The organism is Streptomyces hazeniae (assembly GCF_031845485.1).
GTDB lineage: Bacteria > Actinomycetota > Actinomycetes > Streptomycetales > Streptomycetaceae > Streptomyces > Streptomyces hazeniae.
This window is the reverse complement of record NZ_JAVREQ010000030.1, coordinates 25,586-39,646: the sequence shown is the minus strand read 5'-3', so window position 1 is coordinate 39,646 and position 14,061 is coordinate 25,586. Positions and strand designations below refer to the sequence as shown.

Annotated in this window: 15 protein-coding genes and 1 pseudogene; 13 read left to right on the top strand and 3 right to left on the bottom strand. The window is 69.8% G+C overall.

Features of this window, described 5'->3' with window-relative positions:
* The first annotated feature begins 45 nt into the window (after positions 1-45).
* The 7 genes from RM572_RS25330 to RM572_RS25300 all read left to right on the top strand — a co-directional run bounded on the left by RM572_RS25330 (position 46) and on the right by RM572_RS25300 (position 4,987).
* The gene (locus tag RM572_RS25330) at positions 46-684 is read left to right on the top strand and encodes a hypothetical protein (RefSeq protein ID WP_311675696.1); all 639 of its coding nucleotides are present in this window, start codon (positions 46-48) and stop codon (positions 682-684) included.
* Positions 677-1,756, top strand: a complete 1,080-nt coding sequence (locus RM572_RS25325) for an SRPBCC family protein (protein WP_311675695.1) — start codon at positions 677-679, stop codon at positions 1,754-1,756. The genes RM572_RS25330 and RM572_RS25325 overlap by 8 nt, the downstream gene beginning before the upstream one ends.
* A 9-nt stretch (positions 1,757-1,765) precedes the next feature.
* Complete coding sequence (locus RM572_RS25320) at positions 1,766-2,260, top strand: gas vesicle protein (protein ID WP_311675694.1); 495 nt, start codon at positions 1,766-1,768, stop codon at positions 2,258-2,260.
* 5 nt (positions 2,261-2,265) lie between these two features.
* Entirely contained in the window at positions 2,266-3,105 is an 840-nt protein-coding gene (locus tag RM572_RS25315; RefSeq protein ID WP_311675693.1) for a GvpL/GvpF family gas vesicle protein, read from the top strand.
* A gap of 7 nt (positions 3,106-3,112) precedes the next feature.
* Positions 3,113-3,316, top strand: coding sequence for a gas vesicle protein (locus RM572_RS25310; RefSeq protein ID WP_311675735.1), 204 nt, complete (start codon positions 3,113-3,115; stop codon positions 3,314-3,316).
* A gap of 31 nt (positions 3,317-3,347) precedes the next feature.
* A complete protein-coding gene (locus RM572_RS25305) occupies positions 3,348-3,737 on the top strand; it encodes a gas vesicle protein K (protein WP_311675692.1) in 390 nt (129 codons plus the stop codon).
* A gap of 224 nt (positions 3,738-3,961) precedes the next feature.
* Positions 3,962-4,987, top strand: coding sequence for a LacI family DNA-binding transcriptional regulator (locus RM572_RS25300; RefSeq protein ID WP_311675691.1), 1,026 nt, complete (start codon positions 3,962-3,964; stop codon positions 4,985-4,987).
* A 28-nt stretch (positions 4,988-5,015) separates the two neighbouring features.
* Here RM572_RS25300 and RM572_RS25295 read toward each other — a convergent pair whose 3' ends face one another.
* Both RM572_RS25295 and RM572_RS25290 read right to left on the bottom strand, forming a co-directional pair.
* Positions 5,016-5,549, bottom strand: a complete 534-nt coding sequence (locus tag RM572_RS25295; RefSeq protein WP_311675690.1) for a hypothetical protein — start codon at positions 5,547-5,549, stop codon at positions 5,016-5,018.
* Between the two features lie 56 nt (positions 5,550-5,605).
* A complete protein-coding gene (locus RM572_RS25290; RefSeq protein ID WP_311675689.1) occupies positions 5,606-6,517 on the bottom strand; it encodes a hypothetical protein in 912 nt (303 codons plus the stop codon).
* Between the two features lie 158 nt (positions 6,518-6,675).
* Here RM572_RS25290 and RM572_RS25285 point away from each other — a divergent pair, with 158 nt between their 5' ends.
* Both RM572_RS25285 and RM572_RS25280 read left to right on the top strand, forming a co-directional pair.
* Positions 6,676-7,512 carry an MmyB family transcriptional regulator gene (locus RM572_RS25285; protein ID WP_311675688.1) on the top strand — a complete coding sequence of 279 codons (837 nt, stop codon included), beginning with the start codon at positions 6,676-6,678 and terminating at the stop codon, positions 7,510-7,512.
* A 101-nt stretch (positions 7,513-7,613) separates the two neighbouring features.
* Positions 7,614-8,660: a PhlD gene (locus RM572_RS25280; RefSeq protein WP_311675687.1), complete on the top strand. Its 1,047-nt coding sequence runs from the start codon at positions 7,614-7,616 to the stop codon at positions 8,658-8,660.
* Positions 8,661-8,677: 17 nt separating this feature from the next.
* On the opposite strand, the pseudogene RM572_RS25275 reads toward RM572_RS25280, so the two are convergent.
* A pseudogene (locus RM572_RS25275) lies at positions 8,678-9,748 on the bottom strand (stealth family protein); the annotation flags it as partial.
* Between the two features lie 553 nt (positions 9,749-10,301).
* On the opposite strand from RM572_RS25275, the gene RM572_RS25270 reads away from it, so the two are divergent.
* From RM572_RS25270 to RM572_RS25260, 4 genes are all read left to right on the top strand, one after another.
* Positions 10,302-11,954, top strand: coding sequence for a polymorphic toxin-type HINT domain-containing protein (locus RM572_RS25270; protein ID WP_449657225.1), 1,653 nt, complete (start codon positions 10,302-10,304; stop codon positions 11,952-11,954).
* Complete coding sequence (locus tag RM572_RS29790; RefSeq protein WP_394813704.1) at positions 11,854-12,273, top strand: Imm53 family immunity protein; 420 nt, start codon at positions 11,854-11,856, stop codon at positions 12,271-12,273. The genes RM572_RS25270 and RM572_RS29790 overlap by 101 nt, the downstream gene beginning before the upstream one ends.
* Positions 12,274-12,824: 551 nt before the next feature.
* On the top strand, positions 12,825-13,163 hold the full coding sequence (locus RM572_RS25265) for a hypothetical protein (protein WP_311675685.1): 339 nt from the start codon (positions 12,825-12,827) through the stop codon (positions 13,161-13,163).
* 350 nt (positions 13,164-13,513) lie between these two features.
* Positions 13,514-14,038 (top strand): hypothetical protein, encoded by a 525-nt coding sequence (locus RM572_RS25260; RefSeq protein WP_311675684.1) that lies wholly within the window; start codon positions 13,514-13,516, stop codon positions 14,036-14,038.
* Positions 14,039-14,061 lie beyond the last annotated feature (23 nt).

Genomic DNA, 14,061 nt, shown 5'->3' with positions numbered 1-14,061 from the left:
TAACACGCGCCCAGCTCGCAGCGGGCGTCTACGGAGGAGCACGACATGAAATGCACCGCGAAGATAGGAACCGCGCTCGTCGGGGGCTACCTGCTCGGGCGCACCAGGAAGGCGAAGCTCGCCCTCGGGCTGGGCATGTTCCTGGCCGGCAGGAAACTGAGCCTGGACCCCAGGGAACTCGCCACCACCCTCGCCAAGTCGCCGGTCCTCGGGGGACTGAGCGACCAGGTGCGCGACCAGCTCGTGCACGCCACCCGGGAAGCGGCCACCAAGGCGGTCACCCAACGGGCCGACAGCCTCGCCGACTCCCTCCACCGGCGGACCCTGCGCTTGGAGGGCGCCGACGACGAGATCCCGGCGGACGAGGACGACGAGCGGGACGAGCACGACGACGCCCGGGCCGCCGACGACGCCGGCGAAGAGAAGAGGGAGGAGCACGAGGAGGACGGCCGCCGTGCGGAGGCGGACCTCGACGAAGAGCCCGACCGGCCCGCCCCGCGACGCAAGGCCGCCCCCGCCCGCGACCGTACACAACGTCCGGCCCCTGCCCGCAAGACCGGGGCGAAGGCGACCCGCGCGACCGGCGGGCGGCCCCGCAAGGCCGCGGCGGGCACCGCCAAGACGGCCCGCAGCAAGACGGCCCGCACCAAGCCCGCCCGTACCAAGGGGGCCCGCGATGAGTGACAGCCTCACGAAGATGAAGGACGAGGTCACCGGCAGCCCGGCTGCGGACCGCCTCAAGGAGGAACTGCAGTCCTACCTCCAGGCGCGTGCCCAGCACGCCGTATCCGGACTCGGCCAGAAGCTCGGCGACACCGTCACCCGGCTCGGCGACCCGACGGCCGGCGGCGGCCTGCTCGGAAGCCTCGGCAAGGGAGGGAAGGCACTGGCCGAGGGCGACTCCCCGGCCAAGGCGGCGTTCGCCGTCGGGAAGGACGCCGTGAAGGAGAAGATCAAGGGCGTCTTCGGCGGCGGCCGCGGCAAGAGCGGCGGCGGCAAGTCGAAGAGCGTCGTCATCGTCGAGGACATCGACGTCGGCGTACCCGTGCGCGAGGCGTACGACCAGTGGACGCAGTTCCAGGAGTTCAGCACCTTCGCCAAGGGCGTGGTGAGCGTCGAGAAGGCGGACGACACCACGAGCAACTGGAAGGTGAAGGTCGCCAAGTCGACGCGGAGCCTCCGCGCCAACGTCACCGAGCAGGTTCCGGACGAGCGGATCAGCTGGACCACCGAGGGCGACAAGGGCACCGTCAAGGGCGTGGTGACCTTCCACCGGATCGCCGACAACCTGACGCGCGTGCTGCTCGTCCTGGAGTACTTCCCCGGGGGCTTCTTCGAGAAGACCGGCAACATCTGGCGCGCCCAGGGGCGCCGCGCCCGGCTCGACCTGAAGCTCTACCGCAAGTTCATCATGATGCGTGGCGAGGCCACCGACGGCTGGCGCGGCGAGATCCGCGACGGCGAGGTCGTGGTGGACCACGAGACCGCCGTCGAGGAGGAGGAACAGGCCGCGGAGGAGGAGGCCCGGGAGGCGGGCGAGTTCGCTGAGGACGACCAGCGGGACGAGGAGCCGGAGGACCTCGACGAGGACGAAGAGACCGACGAGGACGCCGAGTACGACGCCGCCGAGGACGAACTCTCCGAGGACGAGGTTCCGAACGACGCCTACGAGGACGAGGAGGAGTACGGAGACGAGGACCCCGAGGAAGAGGATGCGCGCGCCGACGAGCGTGAACCCGCCAGGACGGGAGGCTGAGGAACCGCCATGCCGGAACCGGTAGCCGCCCGCATGGGACCGTCCCCGTACCGGGGCGCCCAGCAGCCGTACGGCCAGAACGGCTCCTCCGCCAACCTGGCGGACATCCTGGAGCGCGTCCTCGACAAGGGCGTCGTCATCGCGGGCGACATCCAGATCAATCTGCTCGACATCGAGTTGCTGACCATCAAGCTCCGGCTCCTGGTCGCGTCCGTCGACAAGGCCAAGGAGATGGGCATCGACTGGTGGGAGCACGATCCGTCGCTCTCCTCCGGGGCGCGCGGTCACTCCACACGCTCCTCGGGCCCCGGCCAGGTCCGGGACGGGACACGCGAAGCCCTGCCCGAACCCGCGGCGGACGGCACCGCCGGTCACGGCGCGCGCGACGGCGGTACGGGCGGCCATGGCGGCCATGAGGGCGGCCGGGGCCTGGCCGAGGAGAACGAACGGCTCCGCGCCGAGATCGACCGGCTGCGTGCCGCCGGCGGAACGCCCGAAAGGTGACCGCGATGACAGAACCCGCCCTGCTGAGCTACGTCTATGCCATCGGCCGGTGCCACTCCCTGGCGGAGCTGCCCACCGGTCTCGCCGACCTCACCGGGATCGGCGAGGCCCACATCCGCGTCGTCGGCGCGCACGCGCTCGCCGCCGTGGTCTCCAGCGTCCCCGCCGAGGAGTTCGATGACGAGGGCTTCCGCGCGCAGCTGGAGGACCTCACGCGGCTGGAGACCGTGGCCCGGGCCCACCACGCCGTGGTGGACAGCGTGGCCGGACGGGCGACCGTCCTTCCGCTGCGACTGGCGACCGTCTACCGCGACGACGCCGGCGTGGCCCGGATGCTGCACGAGGCGGAGGACCGTTTCTGCGCTCTGCTGGACCGGCTCGACGGCCGTGCCGAGTGGGGCGTGAAGGTCTACGCGTCCCCCGACGCCGCACCGCGGGCCGACGAGTCCGTCACCGCACCGGGCTCCGCCCCGGCCGGTGCCGAGGACCTCAGCCCCGGCCGGGCCTATCTCCGGCAGCGCAAGGCGCAGCGCAGCCGGCACCAGGACGCCTTCCAGGCCGCCGCCGACACGGTGGAACGCATCGCCGCGCTGGCGGAGGCGTACGCCGCCGAAGGTGTCCCGCACCGCCCGCAGAGCGGCGAACTCGCCACCGGGGAGGGAGAGAACATCAGCAACGTGTCCTACCTCGTGCCGCACGACCGGGGTGAGGACTTCCGTGCCGAGGCCGAGGCGGCCGCACGCGAGGCCGGCGGCGTGCGCGTCGAGGTGACCGGCCCCTGGGCGCCGTACTCCTTCGCCGAGGCGCCGCCGGCCCCCACGCTGGAGGGCAGCGGTGGACGGTGACCTCACGCTGCACGGCCTCGGAGGGGACCACGACGGCCGCGCCCCCGTGGACCGGCAGGTCGCGCTGATCGACCTGCTGGACCGACTGCTGACAGGGGGCGCGGTCCTCACCGGTGACCTGGTCCTCTCCGTCGCCGACGTGGACCTGGTCCGCATCAACCTGCGCGCCGTCGTCCACGCCGTCGGTCCCGACCAGCCCGCCCCCTGGTGAACCACCCCGCCCACTCCGAGGGAGACCCGCGATGCCCGAACCGACGACGACGCACGGCATCCGTCTGGACGACGTCGCCCGCGCCGCGGCGCGCGCCTTCGACCTGCTGCCGGCCGGGCCCGAGGGCGCCGAGCCCGGCGGCGGCCTCGCCCAGCGGGTGCGCACCGATCCGGAGACCGTCGAACGCGACCTGGCCAAGCTGGTGCTGACACTGGTCGAACTGCTCCGCCAGCTGATGGAGCGCGCTGCGCTGCACCGGGTGGAGGAGGGCGATCTCAGCGAAGAGCAGGAGGAGCGCATCGGCATGACGCTGATGACCCTCCAGGACCGGATGCACGACCTCTGCGCCCGCCACGGCCTCTCCCCGGAGGACCTCAACCTCGACCTCGGCCCCTTGGGTTCCCTGCTGCCCCGCGCCTGAGGGGCGCAGAGTCCGCACGTCCACCGAGTCCGCGGGGTCGCGCCCTTCGTCGGTTGGAACGGCCCCGGCGCGTTCCCGGGAGCGCTCCCACGCCCGGAGCGGCGTAGTCTTCCTTCCGTACGACCCTCTCTGCTTTCAGCAGGGATCTCGGCGGGCGGTGCACTGGGAGCGCTCTCATGAAGCGCGTGTGCGCGGACCCGGAAGACGTCGGCAGGGAGGCCGTCATGGTGCAGCGGAGGCCGGCAGGGCGGCCGACCCTCGAGGAGGTCGCGGCCCGCGCCGGAGTCGGGCGCGGGACCGTCTCCCGCGTGGTCAACAAGTCGCCGCGGGTCCGGGAGTCGACGCGCCTCGTCGTCGAGCAGGCGATCGCCGAGCTCGGCTACGTCCCCAACCGCGCCGCCCGCGCCCTGGCCGGCAACCGCACCGACGCCATCGCCCTGGTGATCCCCGAGCACCAGAAACGCCTGTTCGCCGAACCGTACTTCTCCGACCTCATCCACGGTGTGGGGGACGAACTCGCCGACAGCGAGATGCAGTTGCTGCTGACCTTCGTCCGCTCGGACAAGGAACGCCGGCGCTTCGTGCAGTACGCCCGTGCCGGACGGATCGACGGCGTCCTGCTCGCCTCCATGCACGTCGACGACCCGCTGCCCGACACCCTCGCCGCACTCGGCGTGCCCACCGTGATGAGCGGACGCCGCTCCGCCGAGGAGCCCTGCTCCTACGTCGACAGCGACAACGTCGGCGGCGCGAGGGCCGCGGTCCGGCACCTCCTCGACTCCGGGCGCACCACCGTCGCCACCGTCGCCGGACCCGCCGACATGTACGTCGCCCAGTGCCGCCTGGCCGGGTACCGGCAGGCACTCGACGCCGCGGGCCGGCCGTACGACCCCGCGCTGGTGGCCGCCGCCGACTTCACCGAAGTCGGCGGACGGGCCGCCACCGAACGGCTGCTGCGCGACGCACCCGGACTGGACGCCGTGTTCGCCGCCTCCGACCCGATGGCGCTCGGCGCGCTCGGCGCCCTGCGGGCTGCCGGCCGCAGGGTGCCGGAGGACGTCGCCGTCGTCGGGTTCGAGGACTCCGCACTCGCCCGCCACTCCGACCCGCCGCTGACCACCGTCCGCCAGCCCATCGAGGAGATGGGCCGAACCATGATCCGCGTCCTCCTGGAGGAGATCGCGACGCCCGGCACCGCGTGGCGCCACGTCATCCTGCGCACCGAGCTGGTCCACCGCGCCTCGGCGTGACCGAAGCCGCCCCCCGCGACGGCTCCGGTCACGCCTCCGGCGCGGAACCACCCCCGGGCCGCAGGCTCTCCGCGACGCGTGCCAGCGCACGCGGCGCGGGAATCCACGCCCCCGGAGCCGCGCCCGGGCGGCGGGACGCCCGCCACGCCTGGTGGGCCGCGTGCAGACCGGTCTCCAGGTCCACGATCTCCCGGCTCCCGACCATGCAGAACGCCTCCACCAGCGGCACGAGTCCGCCGTCGGCGTGGTCGGCGCGCTCCATCCGCGCCAGCAGCTCGACCCGGCGCCGCAGCGCGTGGTCCAGATCCGGGCGCAGCAGCGCCGGCAGCGTCCCGTCCTCCCGCTCGCCCGTGCGGGGCCGGGCGTCGGTGCCCGCGTCGGTGTCGGTGCCCGCGTCGGTGCGGGGGCCCGTGCCGGTGTCGGTGCGGTACCACCACCGGCCGTCCCGCCCGCGGGCGAGCTGGCCACGCGGCGCCGCGGGCCGCGGCGAGCGGAGCGGGCGGTAGACGGTGAGCGCGTCGGCGTCGGGCGGACGGCGGACGCTGCGGGGGAGCAAGGGCATGGGACGGCCTTCCTCACGGGTGGGCGGGTGACGGTCGGTGGGCGGGCGGCTGCTTCTCAGCCCGTCGGAGCGCTGGTCGGCTGACGAGGGATGAAGAGGGAGCCGGGCGCAGGCGCGGTCTCCGGCGTCCGCGCGGCGCGACGCGTCAGCAGCGCCGTCTGCGTGGTCGCGAGCACCAGCACCTCGCGCAGGTGGTCCGGCCAGGGCCCGGCCTCAAGGCCCCGGACGCCCGCCAGCACCGCGAACGGCCCCCGGTCGCCGACCGCGGCGAGCAGCACGTGATCCCCGACCGCCGTACGCACCGCGGCACCGGACGGGCCGGTGCCGTGCGCACGGGCCTTCAGCAGCGCCTCCTCGCACCCGTCGTCGGCCAGCAGCCGCCAGCCCGTGCTCGACGGCGCGGCGAGGTAGACACCGGCGTCGGTGGACTCGCCGAGGTGCGCCAGCAGGCCCTCCGGCCCGTCTCCCGCGCGGTACAGGCCGTCCACGCAGCGCATCAGGGCGGCCAGCCGCAGGGCGTGGGCGGCGGCCGCGTGGTGACGGGCCGCCCGTACCGCCGCGACGACCTGCCAGGCCGGCGACGGCCGTACCGGGACGAGCAGCGGCAGCCCGGCCGCGGACGTGGCCTCGCCGAGCGCCGACACCGTGCCCGGGTCCGGCGGCTCGTGCCCCGGCCCGGCCAGCACGACCGCTCCGGCCCGCTGACGGGTCAGGACCCGCGCCACGTCGCCCACCCGGGCGCCGGCACGGCACGCGTCGGGCGGAAGCACGGCGAGAGCCCCGGGCCGCAGGTCACGGGGGGAGGAGCCGTCGGCCCCGCACACCTCCGCCTGCTCCACGGTGTACCGGCCGTGCTCCTCGGCCCGCGCCGGCACCGGGTAGAGGTACGTCAACAGCGGGTTCCCGCCGTCCGTCAGGTCGCGAAGGGTCAGCACGTCCGGCCTCCCGGGCAGGTCGAGGACGGGCATCGCGCTCCCGGCCGACGCTCACGAAACGGCCGAGCCCACGATGCGGCGCCGGGCGGGACGGCCCGACTGTCACGAGCGTGTCAAGCCCACCTGCGACTTTCCCAGAGCGACTTTTTCCCCGTGAATAATGTCAGGGAAAAGCCGAGAGGGGACGGAACATGAAACGTGCAGGTCAGCCCGAGAAACTGCAGAACCTTCTCCGCGCCGCGCGCGCCCGCGTGTCACCCGAACAGGTGGGACTCACCGCCCCCGCGGACCCCCGCGGACGGCACGCCGAGGGCCTCACCCAGAACGACATGGACACCCTGCTCGCCGCCCGCCCCGACACCTACGCCCGGCTGGAACGCGGAAAGATCCAGCGCCCCTCCCGCGAACTCCTCGAAGGCGTCGGCCGCGCCCTGGAACTCACCGCGACCGAATGGCGGGAACTGTGGGCCTACGCGCTCGGCCAGGAGCCGCCGGACGTCCTCGACCCGCACGCGGACACCCACATCCCCCAGGTGTGGCACCGCATCTGCGGCGAACTGGCCAGCATGGCCTACATCATCAGCGGCGACTGGACCCTGCTCGGCCACAACCCCGCGTTCACCGAACTCTTCCCCGGCGCACGGCCGCCGAGCAACGTCCTCCGCTGGATGCTGCTCGACGACGAGGCACGCGGACGCACCCTGGTCGACTGGGAGACCGCGTGGGCCCCGGCCGTCATGTCGCAGCTCCGCATCGCGCACGCCGCCCGCCCCTACCAGCACACGCTCACCCGCATCGTGCACGAGGTGATGGACGACCCGGTCGCCGGTCCGCTCTACCGGCGCGACCCCCGCGCCGAGATGCACCCCGACGGCGACGTGCGTCCCCTCCACCACCCCCGCCTCGGCCCCGGCCACGCCCACATCGGCGCCGCCAACCTGATCGCCGCCGCCGGCGCCCGCTTCATGGTCGTCCACTTCACCCCCGGCCCCGCCGCCCCCGCTCTCCCCGCTCCGGCCCCTTCCTGAGCCCAGAGCGGTGTTTCCCTCGGCCCGGGTTCTCCCTACGCTCGAACCGGAGTGCCGGTACATTCACTTCGCCCGCCACGGGCTCCGAAGCTGGGGGGAACATGACGGTCGCGTACTCGGCCCGGCCCGAGGTCGCCGTACCCGCGCACGAGGTGACCACGGACCAGATCCTCGCCGACATCACGGCGAGACACCCTGGGCACCCCAAACTGGTGGCCATCCGGCGCGTGATATCCCGCCTCGGCGTCGAACGCCGCCGGTTCATGCGCCCGCTGCCCGAGGTCACCGGCACGACCGAGATCGCCGCACGCAACCGGCAGGCCTACGAGGACGCCCGGGACCACGCCGTCCTGGCCGTCTCCCGCCTGCTGGACCGCACCGGCACCGACCCCTCCCGCGTGGACGCCGTCGTCACCAGCCACACCACCTCCTGGACCTCCCCCGGCCTCGACGTGGCGCTCTGCAACGCGTTCGGACTCCGCCCCGACGCCGCCCGCGTCCCCATGGGCAGCCTCGGCTGCGTCGGCGGCGCGCACGCCCTCGCCCGCGCCGCGGACCTCCTGCGCACCGGCCGCGCCGAAACGGTCCTGGTGGTCGTCGCCGAGACGCTGAGCACCGTCTACCAGCACGCCGACACCACGCTCGAAGCCATGATCTACAAGGCGCTGTTCGGCGACTCCGCCGCCGCCACCCTCGTCACCCGCGCACCGGCCGGCCCGGGCTTCGCCGTCACCGACCACACCGAGATCCTGCTGCCCCACAGCACCGACCGCTACCGCGGCCGACTCGACGCCGGCGGCCTCCACTTCGACTCCACCGGCGCCGCGCTCACCGCCACCGGCGACGTCCTGCCCCACCTGCGGCCCTGGCTCGACACCCACCCCGCCCCCGCGTGGGCCGTCGTCCACCCCGGCGGGCCGCGCATCCTCACCGACACGGCCGCAGCCCTCGGCCTCGACGCCGAACGCGACCTCCGCCACTCCTGGCACAGCCTCCGTGAACGCGGCAACCTCGGCGGCGCCGCCGTCCTCGACGTCCTCGCCCGCCACCACGACGACCCGCCCCCGCCCGGCGCCCCCGGCCTCCTCCTCGCCTACGGCCCCGGCTTCACCGCCACCGCCCTCACCGGCCACTGGCACACGCCCTGACGCCCCATGATGCCGACTCAGCGCTCGAACCGGCTCGGAAAGGGGAAGTAGCCCTCCAGGAAGCCCCCGATCCTCGCAGCAACGGCCTCCTGCTGCTCCGGAGGCGTGTGCACGTCGTTCAGGCAGAAGAAGTCGTAGCGCCGCGTCCGGGCCAACTCCTCCAGAGACTCGGCCGCGTCGGGCTTCGCCACGTCGATGTAGCGCAGCTTGTACGCACCCGGCACCGCTCGCCCGGTGAGGTAGGCGTAGTGGTGGTGGAGCGAAGCTCCCATCGCGATGTCGGTCACCGACCGGAACCGCGACCGGCTCGTCCTGTCCACATCCTCGGCGAACCGTTCCGTCAGCTCCTCCATCACGGCACGCACCTGCGGGTGCGGCGTGTGCATGAACTTGTTGACCGTGAACCTGCCGTGGTCCTCGAGGAGCAGCTTCCGGACGTTCTTCCCGGCCGAGTTGGGCGCCGGCTCATCGGGATGCGGGTCGCCCAGACCCAGCTGGAAGGGGGAGAAGGGGAGCTTCGCGATGCCGTTCCCGTGGAAGAAGTGGCCTGCTGTGACCGGCCGTCCGACGAAGACGTCGTCGTTGAAGTACAGATAGTGCTCCGAGAGACCGGGTATGCGGTGCAGCTGCGTGCCGATGGCATGGGAGTTGAAGACCGGCAACGCGGCCGGATCGGCGAAGATCTCCTTGTGGTCCACGACCCGGACCCCGTCCGCCTCGTCGTCCAGCCAGTGCGGCGTCTGCCCGTCCGTCACGATGTAGACGTTGCGCACGAAGGGCGCGTACATCTCCAGGGAGCGCAGGGAGTACTTCAGCTCGTCGTGATCCGTGTACCGCGAAGCGCCGGTCTCGCGGGCGTGCATGCGGAGCCCACCACCGGTGCGGTACTCCTCCCGCTTGGCGCGGAGTTCCGGATCGGCTCCGTCCACCCACGTGTACACCACGTCGACGGGGAAGCCGACGCCGTCGAGACGCTGCGGGAAGAGGTCCCGGTACGTCGGGTGCTCACGGTCTTCGACCCGTCGCACCGCCGGTACCCGGGCCTCCGCAGGCAGTGTGTCGGTCACCGAGTTGAGGCGAGGCGCCACGTCCGCCGGTACAGCCGACGCCCAGTGCTTCACCTACGACGGCCAGCGTCGGCTGGCCGAGGACTGGACGTCGACCCGCACGCCGGACCGTGCCGCCGGTACGGGAGGCACGGATGCCGCCTGCCAGGAGGGCCCGTCACAGGCCACCGTCGGCGGCACAGCCCCCTATTGGCACACCTACGGCTACGACGCTGTCGGAAACCGCACCTCCGAGACCGCTCACGGACTCGGCGGAGCCGCGACCCATACGAAGACGTACACCTACGGCGAGAACGGCGAGGGCCCGCACCAGCTGACCAAGGTCGTCACCGAGACCGAAGCAACCGAGAGCTCTCCCGCCGTCACCTCACAGGACACGTACACCTACGACCCGGCGGGCAACACGGAGACCCGTGTCCTGAACGGCGACACCCAGTCGCTGACCTGGGACAAGCAGAACGACCTCACCAAGGTGACGAACGCCGACGGCAGTGAGGCGTCCTACGCGTACGACGCCGCCGGCGGTCGTGTCCTGCGGGATGCGCCCACGGAGAAGACGTTCTACCTCCCTGGCATGGAGCTGCACCTGGACAAGTCCTCCGGGGCAGTGACGGCCAGCCGGTACTACGCCTTCGGCGACCAGACGGTCGCCGTCCGGAAGACCGGAGAAGGGGTCACCTTCCTCGCAGGTGACCACCACGGCACCGCACAGATCGCGATCGACGCCAAGACCGGGGACACGCAGCGCCGTCGCCTCGACCCCTTCGGCCAGGGCCGCGACGCCGACTCCGCCGACCCGTCGAAGTGGGTCGACGACAAGGGCTTCGTAGGAGGCACCAACGACGAGACCTCAGGGCTCGTCCGGCTCGGCGCCCGCGAGTACGAACCGTCGACGGGACGCTTCGTGTCGGCCGACCCGGTCATGGTCCTCACGAACCCCCAGCAGATCAACGGCTACTCGTACGCCAACCACAATCCAGTCACGACATCGGACCCGACCGGCACCTGTGCGGACATCGACTGCCCCACCCGGCCGTGCCCCGACTGCATGAACAACATGCCGGGTGACGACACGCCGGTCGTGCGACTCTCGCCGAACGCGGAAGCCGCCGGCATGACGCTGCAACAGGCGCTGAACAAGCGGTCGACCTCCAGCAACAACGACGCCCAGAGCCGCGCGGACGCCGCCAAACAGCGCGCCATCGCCATAGCGAAGGAACTGGGCCAGATCGTCGCCGACGAACTGGGCATCACGGATGCCTTGGACTGCTTCACCACGGGCAGTCTGGGGGCCTGCGGCGCAACAGTGGGCAATATCGTCACCACCTTGATCGGTGGTGGCCCGATCACCAAGCTGATCGCCAAGTACTTCTGGCGCGTCGACAAGGCCATCGCTCTCGGTAAACGGATCGTCAGCCTGGGAAAGAAGCTCTGGGCATCCTTCAAGGACTGGCGTAAGGCGAAGAAGGCGGCCGACGCCGCGCCTTCCTGCCCGACCAACAGCTTCGTCCCAGGCACGAGAGTCCTGATGGCCGACGGCACGACGAAGGCCATCGAGGACGTAGACATCGGCGACAGGGTGGTCGCCACCGACCCAGAAACGGGCGAGACGAGAGTCGAGACCGTCACGGCGGAGATCCGAGGCGAAGGACTCAAGCACCTCGTCAAGGTGACGATCGACCTGGACGGTGAACGCGGCGACGAGACCGCCTCCGTCACCGCGACCGACGGCCACCCCTTCTGGGTACCCGAACTCGGCGAGTGGATCGAGGCCACCGACCTGAACCGCGGCGACTGGCTCCGCACCAGCGCCGGCACCCACGTCCAGATCACCGCCGTCAAGCGCTGGAGTGCCCCGTCGGCCACGGTCCACAACCTGACCGTCAGCGACCTCCACACGTACTATGTAGCTACGAACGGCGTCAGCGTCCTAGTTCACAACATGGGCCGCAAGCCCGGACAGCGGCCGAACTATGACGCAGAGGGGCCTCATACGACGTTCGTACGTCACGGAGGAACGGGGCAAGTGAAAAAGTATGCGGAGTGGGCACCTCAGTCGAACCCTCGTAACCCAGCTCCGTTCGAACTCGTGAAGAGATTCGACCTTGAGGGCCCCTCTCACACAAATGCGGATGGCACGGAGGTGGAAACACCTCACATCAACTCTCCCAATGGGGGTGATGCCCGTGCACCCGAAGATTGGGAAAAGCCACTTGGATGCCCGTAAAGACGAGTTTGGCATGCGTTTTATGCAATCTTGGTATGCCTCCAACTGTGATGGTGAGTGGGAGCATGAATTCGGCCTCAAGATTGCTACGACGGATAATCCTGGTTGGCATATCAAGATCGATGTGTGTGAGACCAGTCTGGAGGGAATCCTCGTGGAGCGCGAGAGGTGCGAGTTCCCGGACGGAGAGTGGATGATTGCTTGGAGCGATGGCACTGTCTTCCAAGCGGCCTGCAGTCCGCTCTCACTTTGTCGTGTAGATGCGTTCTTCGAGAGGTTGAGCAAGGAAAGCAGTAGGCAGCGAGGGGATCGTTGCTGAGTCGAACAGCGCCCAGCTTTAAGGGCCCGCCGCCTCCCGGGTGTGCTATGCCTTCTCCTCTTAGCGTCGTCAGGGCGTATGACTCGGCCGTCACCTGACGGCCGGAGGTTGAAGGGCGTCCAGTTGAACTTCCCGTGGCCACTCAATTCGTCAGGATCACGCGATGGAGCTGGCCCGCACCCGAGCCTTCGACCACTCGGTGAACCGGCTTCGAAATCGGACCACATGCCCAGGAAGGCGTTGCCCTTGTTGATGGCGACATTGACTCCCCCGGAGTACGCGACATGGTAAACGAAGCCGGGAACAAGGGGGGGGCTGCCATTCGTGCGGTGCGAGTGGTTCGGGACTCAAGCACGATAAGAAGTGGATTCCCCAACCCCCAGCCTCCGGCAAAACTCGTGAAGCAAGGGACACCACAGACAGCGTATCCTCACTGTAGATCATCTGCGAGAAAAACAAGGCGAGCTGTCAACGCAGTGAAGCGGGATTGAGTGAAGTGAAGCCTGAATTGGTTCGATCGTTCGTAGCTCCGCTTGGCGCATGGCTGCCTCGTGCTGCGCGGAATCGAGGCCGAGTTTTACCATAGCGACTGGGATCCCGATCTCACACCCGTCGACGTTGGCAACGATTCCATCATGCTCGCTGCCAGATTCATGGTCGAAGGCCTTGTAACCGTGAAGATCTGGAAGGGTAAGCTCGAGACTCGACTGCCGTACACCATTCATGCCGGAATACTTTCACACCCCCGGAAAGTGCTGGTGATCCACGATCCGAACGAGGAAGTCCGTATGGAGTTCCGAGGAGAAGGGGCGGTGCGGGTCGCCGTAGACGACGTTGACTTGGCAGAGAGGGTCGATATCGTCCTGTTCGGTCCGGCTCAGTATGCCTGACGAATTTTGTGGTCGAAGAATTCGGGCTTGCGTCATTTGAGTGGCCAAGCCCGTAAGGCACCTTCGGAATTCAGTGATCGAAGCTGGCAGGAGCGGCACACTCCGCCGGTGATCAGAACGCCGTACAGCGGACACCACCCGCAGAGTGTGCGCCGACGCCACTCAAGCGCCCCTTGCGCGCCGAAGTCACCGTTGACTCAATGATCTTGATGACGAGTACAAGCAATCTGAACTATAGAGCTCTTCCCTTCAAGGCGTAGATCACATAGGATCTCATCTTGTTCACGTTTCGTTCATAATGTGACGGGCGTGTGTGTTCGACTGGATTCTATGGGTGGGAGTAGTGGAGTATGAGCAAATACTGGCGTGCAAAGGTGAGAGCCTTCACGGGGGCAACCGCTCTTGCCTTCTCGGTCGTCGTTGCCACACCTGCGATGGCTGACGGTGCGCCGGAGAACCCGCAGGAAGTGGTGATGCCGGCAGATATCGAGATCGTTGTAGGCGACACCCCGGCGCCTGGAACTGTCGTCCCTCCTCTGGGCACCGCCAGGACCGTTACGGCATCCGCTACGTGTCTCGGTACGACTTCGGCCTATGGCGTTCAGGGCTGTTTCCAGCACAACGGAGACATCACCTGGTCGGGGGACACGGAGGCAGACGGTATGTCCTCGGCTGTTGGGGTTTACACCGACTACGGACGCCCCTCGTTCGTTTGCATTAATAGCGGCAGTGCAGGCACCTGGGCTACCTGCAACAAGGACTACTGGGAAGAGGGGAACGTGCAACTGCGCGTTCTCCGCTATGACGGCGACACCGGTAAGTTCTACCAGCCTGAGGCGTGGTCGGGTTGGATCCCGGTCGACGGGCAGTACTGATACCTGCCGCCGGTCACCTGGGC

Coding starts and splice junctions, on each gene's coding strand:
- RM572_RS25285 (WP_311675688.1), top strand. CDS start 6,676: ATGAAACGTGCAGGTCAGCCCGAGAAACTGCAGAACCTTCTCCGCGCC.
- RM572_RS25290 (WP_311675689.1), bottom strand. CDS start 6,517: ATGCCCGTCCTCGACCTGCCCGGGAGGCCGGACGTGCTGACCCTTCGC.
- RM572_RS25300 (WP_311675691.1), top strand. CDS start 3,962: ATGGTGCAGCGGAGGCCGGCAGGGCGGCCGACCCTCGAGGAGGTCGCG.
- RM572_RS25320 (WP_311675694.1), top strand. CDS start 1,766: ATGCCGGAACCGGTAGCCGCCCGCATGGGACCGTCCCCGTACCGGGGC.
- RM572_RS25295 (WP_311675690.1), bottom strand. CDS start 5,549: ATGCCCTTGCTCCCCCGCAGCGTCCGCCGTCCGCCCGACGCCGACGCG.
- RM572_RS25325 (WP_311675695.1), top strand. CDS start 677: ATGAGTGACAGCCTCACGAAGATGAAGGACGAGGTCACCGGCAGCCCG.
- RM572_RS25315 (WP_311675693.1), top strand. CDS start 2,266: ATGACAGAACCCGCCCTGCTGAGCTACGTCTATGCCATCGGCCGGTGC.
- RM572_RS25330 (WP_311675696.1), top strand. CDS start 46: ATGAAATGCACCGCGAAGATAGGAACCGCGCTCGTCGGGGGCTACCTG.
- RM572_RS25260 (WP_311675684.1), top strand. CDS start 13,514: ATGAGCAAATACTGGCGTGCAAAGGTGAGAGCCTTCACGGGGGCAACC.
- RM572_RS25305 (WP_311675692.1), top strand. CDS start 3,348: ATGCCCGAACCGACGACGACGCACGGCATCCGTCTGGACGACGTCGCC.
- RM572_RS25270 (WP_449657225.1), top strand. CDS start 10,302: ATGGAGCTGCACCTGGACAAGTCCTCCGGGGCAGTGACGGCCAGCCGG.
- RM572_RS25280 (WP_311675687.1), top strand. CDS start 7,614: ATGACGGTCGCGTACTCGGCCCGGCCCGAGGTCGCCGTACCCGCGCAC.
- RM572_RS29790 (WP_394813704.1), top strand. CDS start 11,854: ATGCGGATGGCACGGAGGTGGAAACACCTCACATCAACTCTCCCAATG.